Origin of the sequence: Neobacillus sp. 204 (assembly GCF_046562815.1) — a bacterium.
Lineage (GTDB): Bacteria > Bacillota > Bacilli > Bacillales > Cytobacillaceae > Neobacillus.
The window spans coordinates 43,072-67,685 of record NZ_JBJORY010000011.1 but is presented as its reverse complement, the minus strand read 5'-3'; the positions used below and the strand labels follow the sequence as shown (position 1 = coordinate 67,685).

Below are 24,614 nucleotides of genomic sequence, written 5' to 3'. Positions count from 1 at the left end.
TCTAAGAAATTACAGGAGGATTATATGTTTAGTAATATGCATTTGCCTCGTTACGAGAGAATTTGGCTGACAATTGGCATGGTATCCTTGTTTATATTCCTTATCATTCTGGGAACATTAGCGATTGGACTTGGTTTACAGCCGCCCGGTCATATGAAAACGGTACCCCCTGAGCAAGTGAGGACGAGTGCCCCTTTTAATAAGCCCGCGCTTGTTCAAATTGGACCAAACAAATTCAAAGCTACAATGGTTGCGCAAATGTTTTCCTATTTGCCGAGTGAACTCGAGATACCTGTTGGATCGACTGTGCACTTCGAGATTACAAGTCCAGATGTGGTTCATGGCTTGTACATGCCAAACACTAATATCAATATTATGGTCATTCCAGGACATGTCGCCGAATATACCTACACATTCAAAACAGCAGGCGACTACTTAATGCTTTGTCACGAATATTGTGGTGCTGGACATCAGGCAATGATGGGGAAATTAAAAGTAGTTTAAGAAGGAGCACATGATATGGAAAATACATTACGCGACCGCTCTTCTGATCAGATGAGTTTTCAAGTTCAAGACCGCCGGCTAATCTTAGCTCACCTTGGTTTTGCCTTTATTGCTTTTCTAATTGGAGTGGTAGCAGGATTAGTACAAGCCTTACAAAGGACGGGATTTATTACCCTCCCAAGTAATATCGGGTACTATCAATTATTGACTGCTCATGGTGTGTCGCTCGCGCTGATCTTTACAACCTTTTTTATTATCGGGTTTCTTTATTCAGGACTAGCCAAAACATTAGGCGGCAAGCTACTGCCTTCCGCTAACAGGGTTGCTTGGATTGGCTTCTACCTGATGGTGATTGGGACTCTCTTGGGCTTATATGTAATTATAACGAATGATGCAACTGTGCTTTACACCTTCTATGCTCCGATGCAGGCTTCTCCAGTCTTTTATATTGGTCTAGCATTAGTGGTTGTCGGCAGCTGGTTAAGCGGAATCGCTGTCTTTATGAATTATAATCGATGGCGCAAGCAGCATCCTGGTGAATCCTCGCCACTTTTTGCCTATATGGCCGTTGCCACGATGATACTGTGGCTCATATGTACCGTAGGGGTCGCGATTGAAGTGGTCTTTCAATTAATCCCGTGGTCATTGGGATGGACGGATAGGATCAACGTGGAACTAAGCCGGACTTTTTTCTGGTATTTTGGTCATCCGCTCGTTTATTTTTGGCTCCTGCCTGCTTATATTTATTGGTATGTCCAGATCCCAAAGATAATTGGCGGAAAAATATTCAGTAATTCCTTACCAAGATTAACATTTATCTTGTTTATTCTTTACTCGATTCCAGTTGGGTTTCACCATCAACTAATGGAGCCTGGAGTTTCTTCATTTTGGAAATTCCTACAGGTTGTCCTCACGATGCTGGTTGTTATCCCATCACTAATGACGGCATTTGCGCTAATTGCCACGTTTGAATTGGCAGGACGGAGCAAAGGGGCGAAAGGATTATTTGGTTGGTTTACTAAATTACCTTGGAAGGATGTCAGATTTGTCTCGACCTTTCTTGGAATGCTAATTTTCATTCCTGCAGGAGCTGGTGGTGTTGTTAATGCCAGCTTTCAATTGGATCAAGTCGTTCACAACACACTATTTATTACAGGGCATTTTCATATTACCATTGCCGCCGCCGTAATTTTAACCTTTTTTGCAATTGCCTATTGGCTCGTCCCGGCCTTAAGGAATCGTCAATTAACCCCTTTTGCTAATAACCTGGGGTTAATTCAATGCTGGATATGGACAATCGGTATGTTAATCATGTCAACGGCTATGCATATCGTCGGTGTTCTCGGTGAACCGCGCCGGACGTCCTTTACTACTTATAATGACCACCCTGCCGCAGCAGTGTGGGAACCCTATCGACTATTTACAGGAATTGGCAGTATTATACTCTTTCTCAGTGCTGTGCTATTTCTGATCAATATCGTATATTTATGGTTCTTTTCACCAAAAGCTGAAAGTGCGGTTGATTATCCAATTGGCGAGGTGGAAGAGGAACAGCCAACACCACCTGCCATCCTTGAACGATGGTCGGTATGGATTGGGATTACAATTGTTTTAGTCCTTATCGCCTACACCATACCCGTTATCCATATGGCCCAGCATGCACCTGGTTCTCCCCCGATTCGGAGCTGGTGAAAGATGGTAACAGTGAAGAAATTAAAGAGGAAATCCCCCAAAAAACTTTTTGGGGGATTATTTTTACTCTGGAAATTCAATTTTCTATTAAACTATTTTTGATTCTCTAATTGAAGGATCACTATCAATTGTACTAGCATTTTTCAACGTTTTCGGCAAATACATGATTGCTACGATAGCCATTAATGCAGTGCCCATTAAGAAGAAAGCCGGCATTAATTTATTTCCTGTCGATGTCTGTAATGATGTAATGATGAAAGGCGCTCCCCCTCCAAAAATAGCTGTCGATACATTGTAGGAAAGACCATATGCAGTGTTTCGCACACGATTTGGAAACAGCAATGGAAGTGTTGATGGGAAAACACCTATAAAGATTGCAACGATTACATCTAAAGCAAAATAACCGACTAATGGGCCAGATGGTGCCCCACTAGATACATAAGCAATGATTGGTATTGCAGTAAGAATCGTTAAACCAGCTGACAATAGAAGAAAAGGCTTTTTACCGTAACGATCACTCAATACACCAAATATTGGAATGAGGATTAGCATTAGTACCATCCCCAGAGTAGTTACAATCATCGATTGACTATTCGATAATCCAACTTGTGTCTCAAAGTAGGAAGGAAGATAAGTCAATAATGTGTAATAGGCACCATTTGCAAACGCTACAACTAAAAATGAGAGTAGAATAGGTTTTCGAGCTGTTGAGAACATCTCTTTTAGTGGATTCTTCGAAAGTGTGTTTTCTTTCTTCATTTTTATAAATGTTGGCGTATCGTCAATCTTAGTTCTAACGTACATTCCTATTAATGCTAAAGGCAATGAACAAATAAATGGAATACGCCATCCCCAACTTGCCATATCTTCAGTGCTAAGTGCAGTCGTAAGGATAGCTACAAAAACAGATCCAATAATATAACCCAATAAAGACCCTGATTCAAGTAAACTAGTGAAAAGTCCACGGCGATTATTAGGAGATGTCTCATTCATAAACACTGAGGCACCCGTATATTCCCCGCCTGCAGCTAGCCCCTGGGCTATCCTTAGAATGATTAGCAGCACGGAAGCCGCAGCACCTATTGATCCGAAATTCGGAATAAAACCAATTGCAGCTGTAGAAAGTGACATTAATAGAATCGTTATGACTAATATCTTCTTTCTTCCCAAACGATCACCGATTGATCCAAAAATCAAGCCTCCTAACGGCCTAAAGAAGAACGAAATGGCAAACACCGCAAAGGCGTATAGTAAAGCAGTTGTACTGCTCCCTTCCGGAAAAAACTGAGCTCCAATAATTGCAGCAGTATAACTATATATACCATATTCATACCATTCAACGAGATTGCCTATTGCAGTAGCCATTGTAGCCTTCTTCATATATGCACCATCCCCTTTTTTTAATTCTGATCGCTAAACAAATTCTTTTAAAGTCAGGTTTCTTGGAAGATTGGCAAAGGTTTCACAGCCGTTTTCTGTGATTCGAATTGACTCGCTTACTTCAAAGCCATAATGATCGAGCCACAATCCCGGGATTAGATGGAAAGTCATATTAGGCTGCAGAATAGTTTTGTCACCTTTTCGAATGCTCACCGTATGCTCGCCCCAGTCCGGCGGATAATTCAGACCCATTGAATATCCAAGACGTGATTCTTTTACAAATCCACTTTTTTCGATTGTTTTTATCCATGTTTCCTCAATTTCTTCACAAGCAATCCCTGGACGAATCATCTCCAAACAGGCATTGATACCTTCTACCGCAACTTTTGAAAGGGTTTCCATTTCTTCTTTGGGCTTTCCAATCTGTACAGTTCGAGCTAATGGTGAATGGTACCTTTTATAACAGCCTGCCAATTCTAAAATAACGGCGTCCCCATCTTTATAACGTTCATCGGTCCAGGTTAAATGCGGTGTAGAAGTTTTTTCACCTGAAGGCAGTAACGGGACAATGGAAGGATAGTCTCCGCCAAATTCTTCCGTTCCAGTAATTTGGGTATAAAAAATCTTGGCTGCAACATCACATTCCCTGACACCCTCCTGGATCAACTCAATACCAGCCTTCATAGCTTTTTCTACGATAATTGCCGCTTTTTGCATATATTTAATTTCAGCATCCGATTTTATTAGACGGACCCAATTAACCAATAATGTAGCATCTGTAAAAGAAGCATTCGGCAATCCTTTTTTCAAGCGTTCATAGCACTTAGCTGTAAAATAATAGTTTTCCATTTCGACGCCAACGGTGCGATTATCTTGGCCGATTTCCTTTAAAATATTGGCCACAAAATCCATTGGATGTTTACTATCTGATTGAACATAATCATCCGGATAAGGAATGATATTATCACGATAAAGCCATGTGGTCACCTTGGCGGCATTGGCATCCATTTCTCGTCCAATCCACAGTGGCTGATCTTCATCAATGATTAGAACCAGCATTTGATGTACATAGAAGGACCAGCCATCATAGCCAGATAGATAATTAATATTGGCTGGATCTGTAATAAGCAGAACATCAATTCCTTTTTGCGCCATACGGTCTTTTGTTTTTCGGATTCTTTCCTTGTACTCTAAAGTTGAAAATGATATCAAAAAATCCCCCCATGATCTCAAGTTGCATTGTATTATAATGATTGGTCAGATAACTTAAAGCACACAACCTTTGGTTCGGTCATTTCCTGGATGGCAAACTTTATTCCCTCTCTGCCTATTCCAGAATTTTTAACTCCGCCGAATGGCATGGCATCAATTCGGTAGTCACTGCTGTCATTGATCATTATGCCGCCTACATCCATTTGGGCAATGGCCTGATGAGCTTTTTCAATGTTTTTAGTAAAAATTCCAGCTTGAAGTCCAAAATCAACACTATTTGCTTCTTGAATCGCAGAATCTAAATCCTTTACTGGGTAAAGAAGAACAACTGGTCCAAAAATTTCTTCCTTCGCGATTCTACAATTTTCCGGAATATTGACCAGAACAGTCGGGGAATAGAATGCCCCCTTGCGTTTACCGCCTGTTAATAAAACAGCCCCTTTTTCGATGGCTTCATTAACCAAAGCTTCTACTCGCTTAGCCTCTCTTTCATTAATAAGAGGACCCATGTCCGTTTCTTGTAATTGTTTATCACCTACAATGTATTGCTCTGTACGTGCTACGAATTTTTCTTGGAAGGAAGTCATTATGCTTTCTTGAATATAGATACGCTGTACACCGAGACAATTCTGGCCAGCTGCCCAAAACGCACCGGAAACAGTAGATTCAACAGCTTCTTGTAGATCAGCGTCCTCCAAAACAATGACCGGAGAATTGGACCCAAGCTCCATACTAATTTTCTTCAGCCCTGCCTTACGAACAATATTGTCTCCCGCTTCTAGTCCCCCAGTGAAGGAAATCAGCCGGATTGCAGGATGTGTTACAAGAACATCTCCAATCTCATGTCCGTAACCTGTTATGACTGATAAAACTTTCTGAGGAAGTCCTGCATGGGCAAATGCTTCAGCAAGCAAAAGAGCGCTTAGTGGTGTCACAGTAGCTGGTTTCACAATAATGGCGTTGCCGGCTGCAATAGCAGGTCCTACTTTGTGAGCAACAAGGTTTAACGGATCATTAAATGGAGTGATTGCACCAATAATACCGATTGGGAATCGATAGAAATAGCCGATTCGATTCTCGCTTCCTGGCATTTGATCAAAGGAAATGGTTTCACCATTTATTCTTCTAGCCTCTTCTGCGCTGATTCTTAAAGTTTGAATACATCTGGTAGTTTCTTTTGAGGCTTCCCTGATCGTCTTGCTGCCTTCTTTGGAGATAATGGCCGCATATCTTTCATGATGCGTTTGAATATAATCCGCTGCTGCGTTGATAACTCTCATTCTTTCATGAACAGGCATGGCAGCAGCAATCTTAGCACCTTCCTTAGCTTCCTCAATACAGCGAATCATATCTTCAGCTGATGCAGCTGGAACGGTATCAATTAAGCTGTTATCTTGAGGATTGCGGACCTCAATAATCCGGTCTCTGCCTACCCATTCTCCACCAAGCAGCATCTTCTTTCCTGCAATTTGAACTGACATTATCATTCCCGCCCTTCTCTTATTAAACGTTAATAAAATGTTTAGACCGGATCCGGCACCGCCCAAAGGAAGTTCGATTCCTTAAACCGTTACCGGTTTACGTTCACGGTTGATATTAATCAAATCTATTAAAAGTGAAAATCCTGTTTCCGTTTTTCCAGCTCCCGCCCCACTTAACGTGACAGGTCCTAGTAAATCACACTCATACGTAATCGCATTGACTGCGCCGCCAATCGATGCTAATGAATCCGTGATATCCACTTTCTCCGGTGCAATGGAAGCAATAGTCTTACCGTTTTCCTTTTTGACTTTTGCAAGCAGCTTCCAGCGTTTCCCTTCCGCTTTTGCTTCTTCAATATCTTTTAAAGAAATCTCTGTAATTCCCTTGCATGAAACATCTTCTACATTTAACGGGATGCCCATGATATAATTTGCTAGAATGACAATTTTATATCTTGCATCGTAGCCTTCTACATCACTAGTTGGATCTGCTTCCGCATACCCAAGCTCCTGTGCTTCTTTTAAAGCTGCTTCATAGGAAACGCCTTCTTGTTCCATTTTTGTTAAAATATAATTGGTTGTTCCGTTTAGAATGCCGCGAATTTCTTTAATGTCATTTCCAGCCAGTGTCACAACGGGCATTCTTAATGAAGGGGTCCCACTCATTACGGTGCCTTCAAATCCCCAATGAACACCATTCTTCTCTGCTATTTCTGAAAGTTCTTTATATGCAAGAGCGACCGGTCCTTTATTTGTCATGACTACATTTTTACCGCTTTCAAACGCTGCTTTACAATGATCAATCGCAGGCTGACCTGTTTTTACATCTGTATAAGATACCTCGATAACCGTATCTGCGTTTGTACCAACAATCGTTTGCAGGCTATCCCAACCAGTTATTAATCCCGGAGTCTCTGGGTAATTTTCCAAATTCCCAGTTTCTTTTAAGGTTTTTAATACAACATTTAAATCAAGACCATTAGGGTGATAGATTGACCCTTTTATGAAATCTGAAATGGCGACTACAGTAGCTTCAAATCCCTCTTTTTGTTTCAATTCTTCTTTTTTATTGAGCAAAATTTCTGCTAACCCCTGACCAACTACACCAAATCCGATAAAAGCTAGTTTATGAGACATGTGCATTTCCCTCCTTGTTAACTGGTGAATTTGATTTGTCTTTTAAAAAATGGACAGCTGTTTGTGCAAGGATAGCTGCTCCCATTGTTAGGCTGTTTTCATTAATATCAAAGATCGGAGTATGTAAATCTCTTTGAATTCCATCAGCTGTGCCGCTTCCAAGGAAAAATAAGGCTCCTGGTATTTTTTGTGTCACATAGCCGAAATCTTCACCGCCCATCCCAAATGGACGTCTTACAATTCGGCACTCAGGATACATTTCTTCTATTGATTTTAGAAAGAAATTATTCACACGAGCGTCATTGTTTAAAGCTGGTTCTCCTCTTTCGACGTCGAGCGTATAACTTCCACCTAATGATTCCACCACAGAGAGGGCTTTGTTTAATTCGGAGCTCAATAAATCCCGGACTTCAGGTGTATAGCTGCGAATCGTTCCTGAGATATTTACTTCATTTGGGATAATATTGCTTGCAGTTCCCGCATGAATCTGACCGATACTTATTACTCCAGCATCCAAGGCTGGTATTTTTCGAGCAACGATTCCATGCAATGCTTGCATGACTACCCCAAGCATCCAGATTGGATCCGTTCCAAGTTCAGGATAGGCACCATGACCGCCCGTTCCAAAAATTTTAGCAGTAAACACATCGACATTTGCCATGCTGAATCCATCGTTCACTTGCGCTGCCCCAACAGGAAGCCATGGGCACATATGAAGAGCAATCGCAGCATCTACATGGTCATAGGCGCCTGCTTGAACCATGTATGGTGAACCTGACAGCCCTTTTTCATCCGTACTCTCCTCAGCTGGCTGAAAAATAAATTTTACAGTTCCTTTATACTCTTCTTTTTTAAATTGATCTGCAAGGAGGTGGGCTGCTCCAAGCAATATTGCTGTGTGGGCATCGTGACCGCATGCGTGCATAACGCCTTCATTTACTGATTTATAATAATGCGTGTTTTCTTCCTTAATCGGCAGCGCGTCCATATCCGCACGGATCGCAATAACCGGTCCCTCACCTGATGTTAATGTAGCCACGACACTCGTTTCTACGCCAATACCCGTTTCAACCTTTAATCCATCAATTTTCTTCAGGGTGTCGGCAACAAATTTTGAGGTCCCGAACTCGTGAAAACTGAGTTCGGGATGTTGATGAAACAGACGGCGCCAGGAAATAATCTTTTCTGATAACTCGTTTGCTTGGATGACAATCGGATGTTCTTTACGTTCCGGCATCTGTTCTTTACCTCCTAAGATATGACTGAAAGCTGATTAAACTTTTAATGTACTTTCCACATAATTGAAGGCTTGCTCGAAATCTGCAAGAATATCTTCGATTTCTTCAATTCCACAAGAGATTCGAATTAATCCTTCTGGAATTCCCATTGCCGCACGTTCTTCAGGTGTACATTCTACATGGCTAGTTGTACGTGCAGGCCCAACAGTTGTTTCGACAGCACCTAAATTAGCTGCACGGTTAGCATATTGTAATTTAGGGAGAAGATCACGAACTGTATCCACGCCGCCCTTAACAGCAAAGCTTAACATTCCACCAAAGTTTTTCATTTGTTTCTTCGCAACGTCATGGTGTGGATGTGTTTCAAGACCAGGGTAATATACGGCTTCAACAATTTCCTTAGTCTGTAAGTATTTTGCAAGGGTCATCGCATTTTCACATTGCTGACGCACACGTAAATGAAGTGTTTTCATTCCGCGTAAAATAAGGTAGGCTGCCATTGGATCCATTGTTGCACCGTTAATTTCACGGAAGTGATAAATCTTTTCAACAAGTTCCTCAGAACCGCAAACGACACCGCCTAACGCATCCGCGTGTCCTCCCAAAAACTTTGTAGCACTATGGATAACCAAATCTGCACCTAAGGCTAACGGATTTTGATTAATTGGAGTACCAAATGTATTATCTACGACAACAAGCGCCCCAGCTGCACGACCTGCTTTTGCCATACGCTCAATATCGGTAATTTTCACTGTTGGGTTCGTTGGTGTTTCTAGATATAAAATCTTGCATCCCTTAGCTACTTCTCTTTCGATTTGATCATGATTTCCAGTTTCACATAATGCCACTTCAATTTCCTGACGAGGCAAGAACTCAGTAAAGATTTTATTTGTTCCGCCATAAGTATCTTTAATCGAAACAATGCGGTCACCAGGTACTAAAAAGGTAGAAAGTGTATTGCTGATTGCCGCCATCCCTGTTGAAAAGCTTGTCGCTGCTTCTGCGCCTTCAAGGATTTTGATTTTATCTTCAAATGCCTGTACGGTTGGATTCGTATTACGGCCATAAATGTGACCTTTCTTCTTGCCAATTGCCACATCATACCATTCATCCATATCGTCATAACCATAAGCGACACTTAAAACAACTGGAACTTGTGTTGCTCCATGTACTAAATAATCTTTTTCTCCTGCCCATACTGCTTTTGTTCCCATTTTTGGTTGATTGTTTGTCATAAATACCACTCCTCAATTAGTTTTTAAGCAACATATCGCTGCCTTCAATATTTAAACCTAGATTCCTTTTCTTCATTTCTTTATAAGCAAACAAGGCAATAGCTGTATCCTGTACACCTGTACCTGTTAAATCACACACCGTAATTTGTTCATCATTGGCTCGTCCTTCCACCTTCAAGGAAGTAAGTTCACCCATTTCAATAATTGGTGATTTTTCCGTAAGCACACCTTTTGAAAGTGCATGGTGTAATTCCCCTAAACGAGCGCATTGCGCCTTTGTGTCGCAGACCAGCAAATCCGCCATCGCTAATACTTCTGCTTCTAATTCTTGTTTATGTTCTGCATCCGAACCCATCGCTGTAATATGTAATCCTGGATGGAGCCATTCTGCTTTAATGACCGGCTCTTTTGCCGGGGTTGTGGTAATTACGGTATCGCTGTTTCTAACAACCGTTTCCGCATTGGATACTGCGACTACTTCAATTCCTAATTCGGCGGACATTTCAACCGCAAATTCTTGAGCACGCTCGCTTGAGCGGCCGTACACGAGAACTTTATGAAAATTTCTTACCAGACTCAGTGCTCTGAGTTGGAATCTTGACTGGCTCCCCGTACCAATCACACCGACAGTTTCGATTGTTTTCTTGGAAAGATATTTTGCTGCCACAGCACCTGCAGCTGCCGTACGAACATCTGTTAAGTAACCATTATCTAAAAGAATTGCTTCGGGAACGCCAGTCTGGGTGCTGATTAAGATCATCATTCCATTTCCGCTAGGTAAGCCAAGTTGATAATTATTAAAAAAGCCGGAAGAAATTTTAATCGCAAACATTTCTTTGTCCTTGATATAAGCTGTTTTTACATCTACTTCGCCATTTTGGTCGTCAAGGTCCACTCTCATGATCGGCGGCATCTTAACATCATTTTGGGACAACTTAGTAAATGCATCTTCCACCACGTTTACTGCTTCTTGATTAAGTTGAACATATTGCTTTAATTCCTGTTCGGTAAAAATAAGCAACTCATTTCACCTCCGAAAAGTTTTACTTTGTGACCTGAAAACCTTTTAACGTCAAGTCTCTAGAGACATTGGCAAAGGTTTCACATCCGGTTTCAGTTACCCGGACCGACTCACTTACTTCAAAACCGTAACTGTCCAGCCATAATCCTGGTATCAAGTGGAAAGTCATATTTGGCTGCAGGATCGTTTTATCACCCTTTCGAATACTCATGGTGTGTTCGCCCCAATCAGGCGGATAATTCAGGCCCATAGAATAACCAAGGCGAGAGTCTTTCACAAATCCACTTTTTTCGATAGTTTTTCTCCAGGTTTCTTCGATTTCTTCACAAGCGATGCCTGGTCTGATCATATCCAAGCAAGCATTTATACCTTCTACAGCAACACTTGAAAGGGTTTTCATCTCATCGGTCGGTTTTCCGATCTGAACCGTTCTTGCTAGCGGTGAATGATATCTTTTATAGCAACCCGCGATTTCTAAAATAACTGCGTCGCCATTTTTATATCGTTCATCCGTCCACGTTAAATGTGGTGTTGAAGTTTTTTCTCCGGATGGTAATAGCGGGACGATTGAAGGATAATCTCCGCCAAATTCTTCGGTTCCAGTAATTTGTGTGTAAAAAATCTTGGCGGCTACATCACATTCTCTGACGCCTTCTTCAATCAAATCTATGCCTGACTGCATTGCCTTTTCGACGATTTTTGCCGCGCGCTTCATGTATTCAATTTCTGCATTCGACTTTATTAAACGAACCCAATTGACAAGTAAGGTGGCATCTGTAAAGGTAGCATTCGGCAAACCCTTAGTAAGCTGTTCATAGCATTTCGCTGTGAAATAATAGTTTTCCATTTCGACACCAATCGAGCGCTTTTCCTGACCAAACTCTCTTAATCTATCAGCCACAAAATCCATAGGATGCTTACTATCTGACTGAACATAATCATCCGGGTAGGCTATGATATTCTCATGTGAGAGCCATGTCGTTGCTTTTGCGCCGTTGGCATCCTGACCACGACCAATCCATTTTGGCTGATCTTCATCAATAATTAGAACTAACATCTGATGCACATAAAATGACCAACCATCATAGCCGGATAGATAATTCAAATTGGCAGGATCTGTAATCAGGAGGACATCAATTCCTTTTTGCAGCATCCGTTCTTTCGTTTGAAGAATTCTTTCTTTGTACTCAGCTATTCCGAATGACATATACTCATTCACTCCTATCAATCTTTAACCAAATTTTTAGAATATTTTCATTTGTCTGGTTCATTATACGAAATACAAGTTAAGTTTTTCATCTGACATATTGTATGAACGTTTTTGCTCTTTTCTAGTCAAATTTGTCAAAATGCACTTTTATCGTGAATTTATTCCAACAATCTGTCGGATGATAGTCCACTTCTCTTTTCGTTATGATGAATAAATAATAAGAAATGGAGGTAGACAAGATGTTGCCATTTGAAAAAGCTGAATACCAGGAACGAGTAAGAAAAGTAAAGACGAGTATGGAAGAACAAGGAATCGAGGTATTATTAATCACCGATCCCTCAAATATGAATTATGTATCGGGTTATGATGCGATGTCTTATTACGTACCTCAGGGAGTAATCATTGCAACAGGCATAGAAGAGCCGGTATGTATCGTAAGATTGCAAGATTTGTATTGTGCATCCGAAACCACTTGGATGTCCGAAGAAAATGTCATTGCCTATCCTGACAAATATTTGTGGGAGCCAAAAGTCTTGCACGTAATGGATTTTATTGGAGGTTTTTTAAAAGAAAAAGGACTTCACAATAAGAAAACAGGACTTGAATTAGATGCTTATTATTTTAGCGCCCACTGGTATAACCGATTAGAGACAACTTTGCCTGATGCAACCTTTGTTGATGCTACCGCACTTGTAAACTGGGTAAGAGGACAAAAATCGATAAGAGAATTGGAATACATGCAGATAGCCGCTAGAATAGTAGAAAAGACCATGTATAATGCGATCGAGAGAATTGGCGTGGGTGTAAGAGAATGCCACGTTGCTGCCGAGGTATATAGTGACTTAGTTGAAGGAACCGGAGTATATGGTGGTGAGTATCCTTCACTCGCACCAGTTATGCCTGCAGGAGAAAGAACTGCAGGAGCACACTTCTCATGGACCACAGAAGGGAAATATCAAGATAGTCAGTTAGTATATATGGAACTATCAGGCAGTTACAAACGATATCATGCACCGTTGACAAGGACAATCTTTATTGGGGAGCCCCCTGAGAGAGTTAAAGAGACAGCAAAAATTGTTATTGAAGGGTTAAACGTAGCCTTATCGGCAGTAAAGCCGGGAGTAACATGCGAAGAGGTAGAAAAAGCTTGGCAAACAACCATTAACAAATACGGTTTAGAAAAAGAATCTAGAATGGGCTATACGGTTGGCTTGGGCTATCCTCCTGTGTGGATGGAAAATTCAGCATTTTTTAAACCTGGAGATACGACAGTCCTAAAGCCGAATATGACATTCCATATGATGCCTGGGATGTGGCTGGATGGATATGGCGTAGCCATCACTGAAACAATTAGAGTCACTGAAAATGGCTGCGAAACAATTACCAGATTTCCCCGAGAGTTGTTTGTAAAATAGCTCCATAAATAAACAAAAACCAGCAACTCCCCTGCCAGCCGTAATTGTTACGGCTGGCAGGGGGTCACTGGTTTTTTTAATAAGGCTATTTTCGCATAGATTGTTGTTTTTCGTATAAGTTCATCAACCCGTATAACTATAAGCTTCGTGGCATCTTTTCGTAAGAACATTTGCGAAAATTGCCTAGAAACTTAGTAAATGACCCTTATACGAAAAGAGCCTTTAATAAGCACTTTTGTTTTCAAAAGTATACTTTTGTATGATCGTATGTAATACAGAGAGATCAACATTGTGACCAGTTATTATTACCGCCAGATCCCCTTCTTGAGGCGGGACTTTGTTCCCTAAAACGGCCGCAATTCCAGTTGCTGCTGCCCCTTCCATAATGATCCGGTGTTTATCCATCATAAAAGCCATACTGTGGGCAATTTCATCCTCAGGAATAAGTAAGACATCATCCATATATTGCTGGACCATTTGGAAAGTGTATTGATTATCAAGACCGATTCCACCTAATAAACTATCAGCGAGTGTCTCACTTTCCTCAAGTGCGACAGGTCTGCCAGCATTTAAGCTTTCATACATAACCGCAGATTTTTCCATTGAAACACCCGTTACACGAATATTCTTATCGTTGGACTTTAAGGCTAAGCCAATTCCAGAGAGAAGCCCGCCACCTGAAAGCGGAACAATGACATCTGTTAAGTGCGGAAGATCCTCCAACAATTCCAACCCTATCGTTCCTTGTCCGGCAATCACATGAGGGTCATCAAAGGGCTCGATAACAGTTAATCCCTTCTCCTTTTCTAATTCATAGCAGCGCACTCCTGCGTCGTCCTGGCTGTCGCCAACGATTTCAATTTGAGCACCAAGCCTTTTCAGTGAGTCTACTTTTGCTTTGGGCACCCGATTTGAAATACAAACAACCGCATCAATTCCCAGCTTCTTGGCTATATAAGCAACAGCCATCCCATGATTTCCTGTGGAAAACGTGGCAACCCCGCGTTTTTTTTCTTCTTCATTCAAACTTAGGATTTTATTAGCGGCCCCTCTCACTTTGAATGCTCCAACCTCATGAACATTTTCCAGCTTTAAATAAACATTTCGACCGATTTTTTCTGAGAGAATCGAAGATTGGATGATTGGTGTTCTGTTAATAATCGGGCTGATACGTTTTCTTGCTTCCCAAACAGATCGGATGTCCATCTCTTTGAATTCTTTTATTTGTTTAGTAAAAGTCATACGTTTCCCCTCCTCGTTCCTAAACCTATGTATTTATATTATAGATACTAAATCCATCGATTAGAGATTTCCATTGTCAAAACTGACTATAATGTCCAGAAACTTTTCATACAATTTTAACAATATTATTTAGGATGACTACTTTTCACACTAGCAAACCTATTGTCTATTCCAAATACTTCCTAGCCAACTGGCAAAACCATTGGGCTGCTTTAGGTAACACACTTTCATCAATCCGAAAACGCGGATGGTGGTGTGGATAAATAGGTTTGTTCGGAGCTCCAGCACCCACAAAACAAAAAGCGCCTGGAACCTCTTTGAGATAATAGGCAAAATCTTCACCCACCATATTGGGTTTCATGATTCCCGTAGAATCAAATCCAAACAGTTGGTTTGCAACCTCTAAGCTAATCTTCACTTCTTTTTCGTGGTTTACAACGGATGGATATCCACACTGATAATCTAGTTTAATAGATGCTCCGTAAATTTTTTCCAGACCCTCTATTAATTCCTCTAGTTTCTGTTGCAGTGTATTCCTCACTTCAGGTGTAAAACTCCGTGTTGTCCCTTCTAATACTGCCTTGTTTGCAATAATATTAAAAGCCGTTCCTGATTTTAGTTCCCCAAATGTAATGACTCCAGATTCTAATGGATCAATACTGCGGCTTATAATTTGCTGGGATGCCATAACCAGGTGTGATGCTAAAACTATCGAATCTATCGTTTTATGAGGCATACCGCCATGGCCGCCCTTGCCTTCAATTTCAATCATAAACCGGTCTGTTGCCGCCATCATTGGTCCGCAGCACGTTTGAAAGGTTCCTGAAGGCAATTCAGACCAAAGATGTAAGCCAAAGATCGCTTCGACTCCATTTAAAACGCCTGCTTGAATCATCCCAATCGCCCCACCTGGATTTACTTCTTCTGCAGGCTGAAATATAAATCGCACATTCCCCTTTAATTTTTCTTTTTCTAGAGTTAATAATTTTGCTGCCCCCATTAGTATGGCGGTATGCCCGTCATGACCGCAAGCATGCATTACACCCGGAACAACTGAGGCAAAAGGCAAATCCGTTTCCTCTTGAATTGGCAAGGCATCCATATCAGCCCGGAAGGCAATAGTCGGTCCTTTTCCCCCTCCTATTAAATCGGCTGTAACACCAAAACCATTCACATGTTCCTGGACGTATAAACCGCAGCTTCTCAAATAATCAGCTACTATTTTGGAGGTTCTTTTTTCATGAAACGAAAGTTCAGGATACTTATGAAATTCCCTTCGAAACTCGATAATTTCTTCTGCTATACTTTGGCGTGTTTCAATCATTCCCATGGTTTCACCCCATCAGCTGAGTTCAAATTTCCGATGACAAAGATAATCAGGATAATAAAAATGATGGGGCTGACCCATAAGTAAACTGGCAGCCCCAAAGCTAAATATACTCTTCTCACAAAATTTAATTAGTTATCGCTTGTTTTTCAGCAATTATTTTCTTGAATTCTTGCGTTAATAACGGCACCACTTCAAACAAATCCCCGACAATGCCATAATCAGCAATGTGGAAAATATTTGCTTCTGGATCTTTGTTAATCGCTACAATCACTTTAGAGCTGGACATACCTGCAAGATGCTGAATCGCACCTGATATGCCACATGCAATATATAAATCAGGTGTAACCACTTTCCCTGTTTGACCAATTTGCAAAGAGTAATCACAATATTCTGCATCACAAGCAGCCCGAGATGCTCCTACAGCTCCACCGAGAACCTCAGCTAGCTCTTGTAATGGTTTAAATCCATCAGAGCTTTTAACGCCCCGTCCACCAGATACAATCACTTTCGCTTCTGAAAGATCAACTTTACCGGAAGCTTTTTTCACAACTTCTTTAACCACTGTACGTAAATCTTTAATATCAACTAGTAATTTGATTGTTTCACTAACAACTTGGTTCTCTTTAGCTTCGATATTGTTTGGGCGAATTGTCGCCATGACCAGACCATCTGTAACTACTTTCTTTTGAAACGCTTTTCCTGAGTAAATCGGTCTAGTGAAAACAATTTCCTCACCTGCTTCTACTTCGATACAGTCAGAGATGACTGCAGCATTTAACCGTGCTGCTACACGAGGAAAAATGTCTTTACCGATCGATGTATGTCCTGTTAAGACAACTTCCGGCTTTACTTCATCAATAACATTTAGCAATGCCTGTTTATAGCCATCAGGGGAATAATTGTTCAACTCTTCATTATCGAAAATATATACTTTCTGTGCACCGTATTTTTCAAGTTCCTTACAATATTTTTCTGCGTCACTTCCAAATACGCACGCACTAATTTCGTCACCGTTAGCTACACTGGCTGCAACAGTTAAAACTTCAAACGACACATTTCTCATTTTCCCATTTTTGGCTTCAGCAAGTACAAGTACTTTTGTCATCACATTATCCCCCTTTAAACAACCTTAACATCAGCATGCAGTAATTGAACTAACTCTTTTACCTGAGCTTGGATGTCGCCTTTTAAAATTTGTCCTGCTTGTTTTTTCTTTGGTAAATAGTGGTCTATAATTTTTGACCTTGGCTGAAGATCATCCTCGTCCAAATCTAAATCCTCAATATCCAGTCGTTCCAACGGTTTCTTTTTGGCCTTCATAATTCCAGGCAGGGAAGGATAACGAGGTTCATTCAATCCTTGTTGAGCCGTAACTAAGATGGGCAAAGCAGACTCAATGAATTCCAGATCACCTTCAACATCTCTTTCTGCTTTTACGAAGCTGCCCTCAATCTCAAGCTTAGTGATGGTAGCTGCATGGGGAATTTCCAGTTCCTCGGCAATACGAGGTCCTACCTGGCTAGCCCCATTATCTACAGACATATTCCCTCCTAGAATGATGTCAAAATCTCTTTCTTTGATAGCTGCAGCTAATATTTTTGCAATTCCATTTTCGTCCAACGGCAGTTCCTCTTCATTTTCAATCAGGACGGCATGGTCTGCACCCATGGCAAGAGCTGTGCGTAATGCACTTTCAGCCTCTGATGGACCAACAGTAATAACGGTTATCTCTCCGCCGTGCACCTCTTTTAATTTGACAGCCTCTTCAACCGCATATTCGTCATAGGGGTTGATAATTAACTCCGCATTGTCGTTAACAACTTCCCCATTTTCGATAATAATTTTTTCTTCCGTATCAAACGTTTGTTTCAAGATGACAATGATGTTCATCTGCATTAACCTCCTTTTTCTTACGAAAATTTAATATTACACGTGGCTGTTAACCGTCGTTGAATATGGATGATCGGGTAAAAGTAAATCATTTTCTTCAAAGCGTGTTAATCGGAATGGAGCAAGATCTATGCCCACTTGCTTGCTTTTTCCTTCCAAGACTAAATCTGCTGTCAATTTACCTACGCTTGGTGTAATTTTGAATCCGTGTCCGCTGAACCCAGTACAAAGGTAGGCACCAGCAATAGGAGTGCGACTAATAAAAGGAATTCCATCTGGAGTTACCTCATAGGCTGCAGAGTAACTAGCTAACAACTTAGCTTGTTCAAGCGATGGAAAACAGCTTAAAAATTTCATAACCGCCTTCTCAATAGCTGCTTCCGTGGCATGCTTCGGGTATTGGTCTGCATCGTAATCAGCCGGATCGATATATTGTGGATCAGCATGATCGGCATTCCCAAGCAGCAGGTGACCACTGCTTACTTCTGGTTTAATATACTGGTCATGCTTGAAATCTCCGAAGGAAGGAACTGTACCCATTGAAGTACCTGGAGATACATAAATGAGCTGTGCCCGCTGCCCTTTTACTGGCACATTCACACCCACATTTTTCATCAGGTGATGTGCTCCTACTCCTGCAGCTACAATGACACATGGAGTAAATATTATATGATCATCCAAAGTCTCTACCCCTACAACCCTGCTGCCATCTTCACTTGTCAATACCCTCTTAACACCACAATGCTGTTTAATCGTAACTCCCAAAGCCCTCGCTGCATCGGCAAACGCCTGGTTCGTTAGAACGGGATCACCATACCCACCTTCAGGTTCAAAAGCAAAGGCACCAAATTGATCCGTATCCAATTGTTTCCAAATTTCTTTCTTGACTACTTCCTTCGAGACAATCCCTGTATTCACGCCATTTTTCTTTTGCATTTCAACATTCTTCTTCAATGTTTCAATATTTTCGTGATCGACACCAAACATATACCCTACCGGCTGGTAGCCGACTTCATTTCCTAAAATCTCTTTTGCATGTTTAAAGGTTTCCAAACTTTGCACGGCCATCCGCGTTAAAATAGGATAGCTGTAATGTCCACGAAGCACACCGCTTGATTGACCGGTTGCCCCGGACCCAATTGCATTTTTATCCAAAACTACTATATTTTTTACGTTTCTCTTAGCAAGCTCATAGGCCGTGCTGCAACCCATTAACCCCGCACCGATTATGACAACATCAGCTGTCTTTGGCAGATTACTCATCACTGTCCACACACCTCTCTTAACTATGGTTATGATTTTTTAGGAATATCCTAAATCTTCTGAATTCATATTAACTCTCCGTTCTAGAACTCGTCATTAGACATTTTGTTGGAACTATTTTTATAGAATTACGACATTTTGAAGATAGGTATTATTTTCTTACGTAAAAAGGACAGGCAAAGATGCCTGTCCTTGAATTAATCTTCCTATCCTATTCTTCGGAAGCCTCACCCAGCTTCCATAATTTAATACTTAATTCTAACAGGAATCGATCTTCTGGATTGAATAACGAAAGATTAGTTAACGACTCGATTTTTTTCAATCGATAGAGTAAAGTGTGCCGGTGTAGATGTAAATCCCTTGCTGTCTGACTTGTTTTCCCTTGATTTGCATTATAAACCATCGCTGTTTCAATTAAGTTTGCGTTTTTTTGTTCGTCGTACTTTAAGAGGGAGTGGATCGTATTATTGACAATTTCACTCATCTCTTTATCATTTGCGATTCTTAATAGGGCACGTTCCATTCTTGTATCCTCATAATTTGTACAACAGCCAGGTCCGTCTTTCTTTCTGCCGATTTGCAACGCTTTTTGAGCATCTATAAAGCTATCAGAAAACCTTTTCTCTCCCTCATGACATCTGCCTATTCCCCAAGACAAAATGACCCCGGGTAATAATTTATTTAAACGTCGATTTAATAAATCAAGAAAGTTATGTACTTTATCAAATTTACTTGTTAATGAGGTCTCTACGAAGATGATAATGTCATTTCTATGATCAGTTGTCATTACCTTTTGTTTTGAAAGATTAGCTGCAAGAAAAATTTCATCCTGAATATAGTGAAGCATGCTTTCCTTCCATCGTTCGTAGGATGTATCTGAATTATTTCTTTGGAAGAGTTCTTGTAGATTTTCTGGAGTTCCAATTAGACAAATATAGGGAAGTTCCAAAACATAGCCAAGAGATTTGGCCTGTGAAATCTTTTGGTCCCAACTTGAAAAATCCCCCTTAGCAAGACTCCAAACAAAATCCCCTCTTAGTTTCATTTTTGTTTCTTCAATAGCATTTTCGCGAAGAAACCACATGGCAAGAACTGTAGAAGCATGTTCCAGAACACTTACATTTTGAATAGAGAGAAAGGAGTCAACTTTTGTTTCATCTTTAATTTCAATGATTAGATACCCTTGCAGACGATTGGTCGACTGGATCGGGATTTGTAAAATCACGCTTTCTAAGAGATTAATTCTTTCGATTCTAGTAAGAAGCGGATGCTGACTATTCAGTAGAGAGACTCGAGATACAACTTCTTTGGCAGCCGTATAATGATTCCATTTTTCAATTAAATCCTTCGCATTTATACTTTTCCCTTTGATTACATTGGCTTTATCCACAATAATCAACGACTGACCTAATTTTTCTCCAACAAAATCCGCGATCTTTGATAGATTTTGGTTACTAAGTATCATATTTAGAAGTGTTTGTTGGATGTTTTCAACGATTTGCATTTCTTTGTTTTGATCTCTATTAATCTTATTCATTATAGAATGGGAAATTTCAGCAAAGCGTATTTCCCATGGGATTTCTATAATCGGAAACTCCTTGTCTTCTGCAAACAAGAGCACGCTTTTGGGAATTTCCTTTATATACTTACCCTTTGCAATCGCAAGTGCTGAGGCTCCTGATTCATATACACTTTCAACAAATTGCTGAAAAACATCCATATCATTGCCTGAACCTGCCCCTGTATTTAAGACGAACTCATTTTTACGAATATAATTTTCTACAGGGATATCCATAATAGATACCCATTCTACTGGCTGTTTAGACAACTTATTTTTTGCTGTTCTTACTTTAGCCCCTTTTAAAATATCTAGTTCCAGAACATCCTGTACTGTCAGCACTTGTCTTAAAACCTCCAATATAAAGTTTTTTTCAACATTGGTACATGTAATGATGAAGGTGTAATAAAAAGTTATCTCGATATTTTAAAATTTTACAATAATACAAATTTAACATCAATACAATTAATAGTTTACCTCTTCAAAATGTAGAAAAAACAGCAAACAATTTCGACATTTTGACAATAGTCAATAAAAAGCTGAAAAGCTACACTTAGATTAAGTTTCGGAAAAATCTGAAAAATAAGAGGAGGAAAAAAATGAAGAAACTATTTTCTATTCTAGGCTTATTAATGCTGCTAGTTTTGAATGCTTGTCAAGGAACCAATTCAGTGTCAAAGGAAACAAATGGATCTTCACAATCAACCTTAGAGAAAGTAAAAAGTAAGGGGGTTGTTACGATCGGATTTGCCAATGAGAAACCCTACGCCTATCAAGATAGTAATGGAAAGATTACCGGTGAGGCTGTTGAGGTAGCCCGTGTTGTATTGAAAAATTTAGGAATTAAAGAGGTAAAAGGGGTCCTCACAGAGTTTGGATCATTAATTCCTGGCCTCAAAGCAAATCGATTTGATATGATAACTGCCGGAATGTTTATTAAACCAGATCGTTGTGAACAAGTAAGCTTCGCCAATCCAGAATACACGCTTGGGGCAGCATTAGGAGTAAAAGCAAATAACCCGCTTGGCCTAACAAGCTACGAAGATATTAAATCAAATCCTGACGCAAAAGTCGGTGTCATGGCTGGAGCGATTGAACATGATTATTTAAAGAAATCAGGAATTTCAGACAAACAAATCACAATTATTCCAGATATTCCATCTGCTGTACAAGCCCTGCTTGCGGATCGAGTAGATGCCATTACAATGACAGGACCTTCATTGGAAGCGATGTTAGATAGTGCCGGAAGTAAGGATATTGATAGAGTAGATGATTTCAAACAGCCCGTAATTGATGGGAAGCCAACTCAAGGATATGGAGCCTCTGCCTTCCGTTTAGAAGATACTGAATTCCGTGATGCCTTTAATAGTGAATTGAAAAAGTTAAAGGATTCTGGTGAATTACTAAAAATTATTAGTCCCTTTGGATTCTCTGAAAACGAACTCCCTGGTGATATTCAAACCGAACAGCTTTGTAAATCATAATGTAAGAGAAAACAATTTTTCTACTAAACTACAATAATAAAATAAAAAGATCCCCTTAGCCCGATAACTTATCGGAACTAAGGGGATCTTTTTGACTGCTATCTCATTCTTTTTAAAAAGGCTTGGAGACGTTCACTTTTCGGATTTTCGAAGACCTCTTTTGGCGGTCCCTGTTCAACGATTTTTCCGCCATCCGTAAAGACCACTCGGTCGGAAACATCCCTTGCAAAATCCATTTCATGGGTTACTAATATCATTGCCATTTCACCCTCAGCAGCAATTTCTCGAATCACATCAAGTACCTCACCTACTAGTTCTGGATCAAGAGCTGACGTTGGTTCATCAAACAGCATAACTTTTGGACGCATCACTAGGGCACGCGCAATGGCGACACGCTGCTGTTGTCCACCAGATAATTGTGAAGGATAACTATCTAATTTATTCCCTAACCCTACCTTCTCTAACATTGCTTTGGAACGATCCTCTGCCTCTTTACGGCTCATTCCGAGTACTTTTACCGGGGCCTCGATACAGTTACGCAAAACCGTCATATGTGGAAAAAGATTAAATTGCTGAAAAACCATGCCAATTTGTCCCCGCATTTTATGTAAGTGCTTCTCATCAGCTTTAACCAGTTTCCCCTTCACTTCTTTATGCCAGAGCGGCTCACCGTTAATCTCAATAACTCCAGAGGAAGGCTCCTCTAAAGTCATTAAAAGCCTGATTAAGGTAGTTTTGCCTGATCCGCTTGGTCCAATAATCGCCACTTTTTCACCTGGAGAAATAGAGAAATCTATCTCGCGAATGACCTTAATATCACCAAATGACTTACTTACCTTTTTATATGAAACAAGAGGTGTTTCTGTGTAAACTGCTAAATCCTCTACAAATTCAAGTTTTTTAATTGCAAGCATTATGCCGCCACTCCCTTATGTTTAGATTTTTTTTCTTTTTTCACTACGGTTCTTCTATTTAGTTTCACTTCTAATTTATTAATGAGTAGTACAGATGGATAGCTTAATAGTAAGAAAAGTAAACCGACAATCGTGAATGGTTCCAAATAACGAAATGAGCCAGAACCTGCAATTTTTGCCGTTTGCAGCATTTCAACCACAGTTATAGCTGAAAGAATTGGGGTATCTTTAAACATTGATATTAGATAGTTTCCTAACATTGGTATTATAGGCGGGATGGCTTGTGGAAGGATTACCTTCGTCCATTTCTGGCTGCTAGTGAAATTAAGGGCTGTTGCTGCCTCCCATTGACCTCGCGGTACAGAATTAATTCCTGAACGATAAATTTCTGCACAATACGTACTGTAATGAACACCTAAGGCAAGTGTTCCAGCAACAAAAGGGGATAAAGATATACCAAAAGATGGTAACACATAAAACACAAAGAAGATTTGTACTAAAGGTGGTGTTGCCCTGATAAATTCACTTACTCCTATTACGATCCAAGTAAGCGGTTTAAAGGCTGAACGGCGAAGAACAGCTAATACTAATCCTAGTATCATAGCTAATCCGTACGCCACAATAGTGGCGGCTAATGTTGTCCACATTGCTTTAAAGATAAGTGGAAATACCTCTAATGCATAATTCCAATCCCAAATACTCATTTTAAACACCTCCTACAGAAGTTCTGTGCTCTAACCATCGTGCTACTATAATAAGAGGCAAGGCAATGACAAAGTAAATAATGAGTAATGATGTGAAGATTTCGGTTGTTTGTCCAATATTGGTATTCCGTAATGTTAGGGCCTGATACGTTAAATCCCCGAGAGTGATTAAAGAGACAAGTGAAGTTCCCTTCACTAATTCAATTGAGATATTCCCAAAACCAGGAAGCATGATTTTTACTGCTTGAGGGAGAATAATATTCCTCATTCTTTGAAAAGGAGTCATGTTCAAGGCGATCGATGCTTCTGTTTGACCTTTGGGAATAGAAAGAATGGCCCCGCGTACAATCTCTGAGGCATAAGCCCCATAGCATAAGGACATGGCAATAACCCCTGCCGCTAGTGCGGATAATTCTATTCCGAAGAAAGGCAGTACAAAGTATATCCAGAACAATTGGACAAGCAGTGATGTTCCACGGAAAATTTCAATGTAAAACGTACAAATTCCTCTTATCATTTTAAATTTAGATAACTTTCCAAGTCCTGCAAGAAATGCAATTACGTAAGTAAAAATCATAGACAATACAAGGACTTGCACGGTAACCTTAGCTCCATTTAATAAAGAAGGTAATAGTTCAACATAGATATTAATAGAGGTCACTTCCTTTCAAAAATATTAAATTATTTGAATTTTTAAAACATTA

Annotated in this window: 21 protein-coding genes; 4 read left to right on the top strand and 17 right to left on the bottom strand. The window is 40.3% G+C overall.

The genetic code is table 11. The annotated features are described in order from the left end of the window. Nucleotides 1-24 precede the first annotated feature (24 nt). Both ACJ004_RS21290 and ACJ004_RS21285 read left to right on the top strand, forming a co-directional pair. Entirely contained in the window at nt 25-504 is a 480-nt protein-coding gene (locus tag ACJ004_RS21290) for a cytochrome c oxidase subunit II (RefSeq protein WP_410895144.1), read from the top strand. Nucleotides 505-519: 15 nt separating this feature from the next. Continuing rightward, nucleotides 520-2,196 carry a b(o/a)3-type cytochrome-c oxidase subunit 1 gene (locus ACJ004_RS21285; RefSeq protein ID WP_410895143.1) on the top strand — a complete coding sequence of 559 codons (1,677 nt, stop codon included), beginning with the start codon at nt 520-522 and terminating at the stop codon, nt 2,194-2,196. 87 nt (nt 2,197-2,283) lie between these two features. On the opposite strand, the gene ACJ004_RS21280 is transcribed toward ACJ004_RS21285, so the two are convergent. From ACJ004_RS21280 to ACJ004_RS21245, 8 genes are all read right to left on the bottom strand, one after another. Next, nucleotides 2,284-3,576: an MFS transporter gene (locus ACJ004_RS21280; protein ID WP_410895142.1), complete on the bottom strand. Its 1,293-nt coding sequence runs from the start codon at nt 3,574-3,576 to the stop codon at nt 2,284-2,286. 33 nt (nt 3,577-3,609) lie between these two features. Next, nucleotides 3,610-4,785, bottom strand: a complete 1,176-nt coding sequence (locus ACJ004_RS21275) for a M24 family metallopeptidase (protein ID WP_410895260.1) — start codon at nt 4,783-4,785, stop codon at nt 3,610-3,612. A gap of 35 nt (nt 4,786-4,820) precedes the next feature. Next, nucleotides 4,821-6,269, bottom strand: a complete 1,449-nt coding sequence (locus ACJ004_RS21270; protein ID WP_410895141.1) for an aldehyde dehydrogenase family protein — start codon at nt 6,267-6,269, stop codon at nt 4,821-4,823. 81 nt (nt 6,270-6,350) lie between these two features. Next, complete coding sequence (locus ACJ004_RS21265; protein ID WP_410895140.1) at nt 6,351-7,406, bottom strand: homoserine dehydrogenase; 1,056 nt, start codon at nt 7,404-7,406, stop codon at nt 6,351-6,353. Beyond that, the gene (locus ACJ004_RS21260) at nt 7,396-8,643 is read right to left on the bottom strand and encodes a M20 metallopeptidase family protein (protein WP_410895139.1); all 1,248 of its coding nucleotides are present in this window, start codon (nt 8,641-8,643) and stop codon (nt 7,396-7,398) included. The genes ACJ004_RS21265 and ACJ004_RS21260 overlap by 11 nt, the downstream gene beginning before the upstream one ends. A gap of 36 nt (nt 8,644-8,679) precedes the next feature. Then, nucleotides 8,680-9,879: a cystathionine gamma-synthase family protein gene (locus ACJ004_RS21255; RefSeq protein WP_410895138.1), complete on the bottom strand. Its 1,200-nt coding sequence runs from the start codon at nt 9,877-9,879 to the stop codon at nt 8,680-8,682. A 16-nt stretch (nt 9,880-9,895) separates the two neighbouring features. Then, the gene (locus ACJ004_RS21250; RefSeq protein WP_410895137.1) at nt 9,896-10,900 is read right to left on the bottom strand and encodes a cyclodeaminase; all 1,005 of its coding nucleotides are present in this window, start codon (nt 10,898-10,900) and stop codon (nt 9,896-9,898) included. Nucleotides 10,901-10,922: 22 nt separating this feature from the next. Beyond that, nucleotides 10,923-12,107: a M24 family metallopeptidase gene (locus ACJ004_RS21245; RefSeq protein ID WP_410895136.1), complete on the bottom strand. Its 1,185-nt coding sequence runs from the start codon at nt 12,105-12,107 to the stop codon at nt 10,923-10,925. 242 nt (nt 12,108-12,349) lie between these two features. Between ACJ004_RS21245 and ACJ004_RS21240 the strand changes: the two genes are divergently transcribed. Next, nucleotides 12,350-13,525: a M24 family metallopeptidase gene (locus tag ACJ004_RS21240; protein ID WP_410895135.1), complete on the top strand. Its 1,176-nt coding sequence runs from the start codon at nt 12,350-12,352 to the stop codon at nt 13,523-13,525. A gap of 222 nt (nt 13,526-13,747) precedes the next feature. Here the strand turns inward: ACJ004_RS21240 and eutB are convergent, their stop codons facing one another. The 6 genes from eutB to ACJ004_RS21210 all read right to left on the bottom strand — a co-directional run bounded on the left by eutB (nt 13,748) and on the right by ACJ004_RS21210 (nt 21,150). After that, nucleotides 13,748-14,767, bottom strand: coding sequence for a hydroxyectoine utilization dehydratase EutB (eutB, locus tag ACJ004_RS21235; protein ID WP_410895134.1), 1,020 nt, complete (start codon nt 14,765-14,767; stop codon nt 13,748-13,750). 166 nt (nt 14,768-14,933) lie between these two features. Next, nucleotides 14,934-16,097, bottom strand: coding sequence for a M20 metallopeptidase family protein (locus tag ACJ004_RS21230; RefSeq protein ID WP_410895133.1), 1,164 nt, complete (start codon nt 16,095-16,097; stop codon nt 14,934-14,936). 124 nt (nt 16,098-16,221) lie between these two features. Continuing rightward, on the bottom strand, nt 16,222-17,202 hold the full coding sequence (locus ACJ004_RS21225) for an electron transfer flavoprotein subunit alpha/FixB family protein (protein ID WP_410895132.1): 981 nt from the start codon (nt 17,200-17,202) through the stop codon (nt 16,222-16,224). Between the two features lie 14 nt (nt 17,203-17,216). Next, nucleotides 17,217-17,987 carry an electron transfer flavoprotein subunit beta/FixA family protein gene (locus ACJ004_RS21220; RefSeq protein ID WP_410895131.1) on the bottom strand — a complete coding sequence of 257 codons (771 nt, stop codon included), beginning with the start codon at nt 17,985-17,987 and terminating at the stop codon, nt 17,217-17,219. A gap of 36 nt (nt 17,988-18,023) precedes the next feature. Further along, nucleotides 18,024-19,250: an NAD(P)/FAD-dependent oxidoreductase gene (locus ACJ004_RS21215; protein ID WP_410895130.1), complete on the bottom strand. Its 1,227-nt coding sequence runs from the start codon at nt 19,248-19,250 to the stop codon at nt 18,024-18,026. A gap of 211 nt (nt 19,251-19,461) precedes the next feature. Then, a complete protein-coding gene (locus ACJ004_RS21210; RefSeq protein ID WP_410895129.1) occupies nt 19,462-21,150 on the bottom strand; it encodes a PucR family transcriptional regulator in 1,689 nt (562 codons plus the stop codon). Nucleotides 21,151-21,407: 257 nt separating this feature from the next. Between ACJ004_RS21210 and ehuB the strand changes: the two genes are divergently transcribed. Further along, nucleotides 21,408-22,292, top strand: a complete 885-nt coding sequence (ehuB, locus tag ACJ004_RS21205; RefSeq protein ID WP_410895128.1) for an ectoine/hydroxyectoine ABC transporter substrate-binding protein EhuB — start codon at nt 21,408-21,410, stop codon at nt 22,290-22,292. Between the two features lie 98 nt (nt 22,293-22,390). On the opposite strand, the gene ehuA is transcribed toward ehuB, so the two are convergent. Genes ehuA through ehuC form a run of 3 tightly spaced genes read right to left on the bottom strand, consistent with a single transcriptional unit; the run spans nt 22,391 to nt 24,571 of the window. Next, nucleotides 22,391-23,206: an ectoine/hydroxyectoine ABC transporter ATP-binding protein EhuA gene (gene ehuA / locus ACJ004_RS21200; RefSeq protein WP_410895127.1), complete on the bottom strand. Its 816-nt coding sequence runs from the start codon at nt 23,204-23,206 to the stop codon at nt 22,391-22,393. Further along, nucleotides 23,206-23,910, bottom strand: coding sequence for an ectoine/hydroxyectoine ABC transporter permease subunit EhuD (gene ehuD, locus ACJ004_RS21195; protein WP_410895126.1), 705 nt, complete (start codon nt 23,908-23,910; stop codon nt 23,206-23,208). Before ehuD ends, ehuA begins: the two co-directional genes overlap by 1 nt. Nucleotide 23,911: 1 nt before the next feature. Further along, complete coding sequence (gene ehuC / locus ACJ004_RS21190; RefSeq protein WP_410895125.1) at nt 23,912-24,571, bottom strand: ectoine/hydroxyectoine ABC transporter permease subunit EhuC; 660 nt, start codon at nt 24,569-24,571, stop codon at nt 23,912-23,914. Nucleotides 24,572-24,614: the final 43 nt, after the last annotated feature.

Excerpts from the sequence above, each read along its gene's own strand:
- ACJ004_RS21290 (WP_410895144.1), top strand. The coding sequence starts at position 25 with ATGTTTAGTAATATGCATTTGCCTCGTTACGAGAGAATTTGGCTGACA.
- ACJ004_RS21285 (WP_410895143.1), top strand. The coding sequence starts at position 520 with ATGGAAAATACATTACGCGACCGCTCTTCTGATCAGATGAGTTTTCAA.
- ACJ004_RS21280 (WP_410895142.1), bottom strand. The coding sequence starts at position 3,576 with ATGAAGAAGGCTACAATGGCTACTGCAATAGGCAATCTCGTTGAATGG.
- ACJ004_RS21270 (WP_410895141.1), bottom strand. The coding sequence starts at position 6,269 with ATGTCAGTTCAAATTGCAGGAAAGAAGATGCTGCTTGGTGGAGAATGG.
- ACJ004_RS21265 (WP_410895140.1), bottom strand. The coding sequence starts at position 7,406 with ATGTCTCATAAACTAGCTTTTATCGGATTTGGTGTAGTTGGTCAGGGG.
- ACJ004_RS21260 (WP_410895139.1), bottom strand. The coding sequence starts at position 8,643 with ATGCCGGAACGTAAAGAACATCCGATTGTCATCCAAGCAAACGAGTTA.
- ACJ004_RS21255 (WP_410895138.1), bottom strand. The coding sequence starts at position 9,879 with ATGACAAACAATCAACCAAAAATGGGAACAAAAGCAGTATGGGCAGGA.
- ACJ004_RS21245 (WP_410895136.1), bottom strand. The coding sequence starts at position 12,107 with ATGTCATTCGGAATAGCTGAGTACAAAGAAAGAATTCTTCAAACGAAA.
- ACJ004_RS21240 (WP_410895135.1), top strand. The coding sequence starts at position 12,350 with ATGTTGCCATTTGAAAAAGCTGAATACCAGGAACGAGTAAGAAAAGTA.
- eutB (WP_410895134.1), bottom strand. The coding sequence starts at position 14,767 with ATGACTTTTACTAAACAAATAAAAGAATTCAAAGAGATGGACATCCGA.
- ACJ004_RS21230 (WP_410895133.1), bottom strand. The coding sequence starts at position 16,097 with ATGGGAATGATTGAAACACGCCAAAGTATAGCAGAAGAAATTATCGAG.
- ACJ004_RS21225 (WP_410895132.1), bottom strand. The coding sequence starts at position 17,202 with ATGACAAAAGTACTTGTACTTGCTGAAGCCAAAAATGGGAAAATGAGA.
- ACJ004_RS21220 (WP_410895131.1), bottom strand. The coding sequence starts at position 17,987 with ATGAACATCATTGTCATCTTGAAACAAACGTTTGATACGGAAGAAAAA.
- ACJ004_RS21215 (WP_410895130.1), bottom strand. The coding sequence starts at position 19,250 with ATGAGTAATCTGCCAAAGACAGCTGATGTTGTCATAATCGGTGCGGGG.
- ehuB (WP_410895128.1), top strand. The coding sequence starts at position 21,408 with ATGAAGAAACTATTTTCTATTCTAGGCTTATTAATGCTGCTAGTTTTG.
- ehuA (WP_410895127.1), bottom strand. The coding sequence starts at position 23,206 with ATGCTTGCAATTAAAAAACTTGAATTTGTAGAGGATTTAGCAGTTTAC.
- ehuD (WP_410895126.1), bottom strand. The coding sequence starts at position 23,910 with ATGAGTATTTGGGATTGGAATTATGCATTAGAGGTATTTCCACTTATC.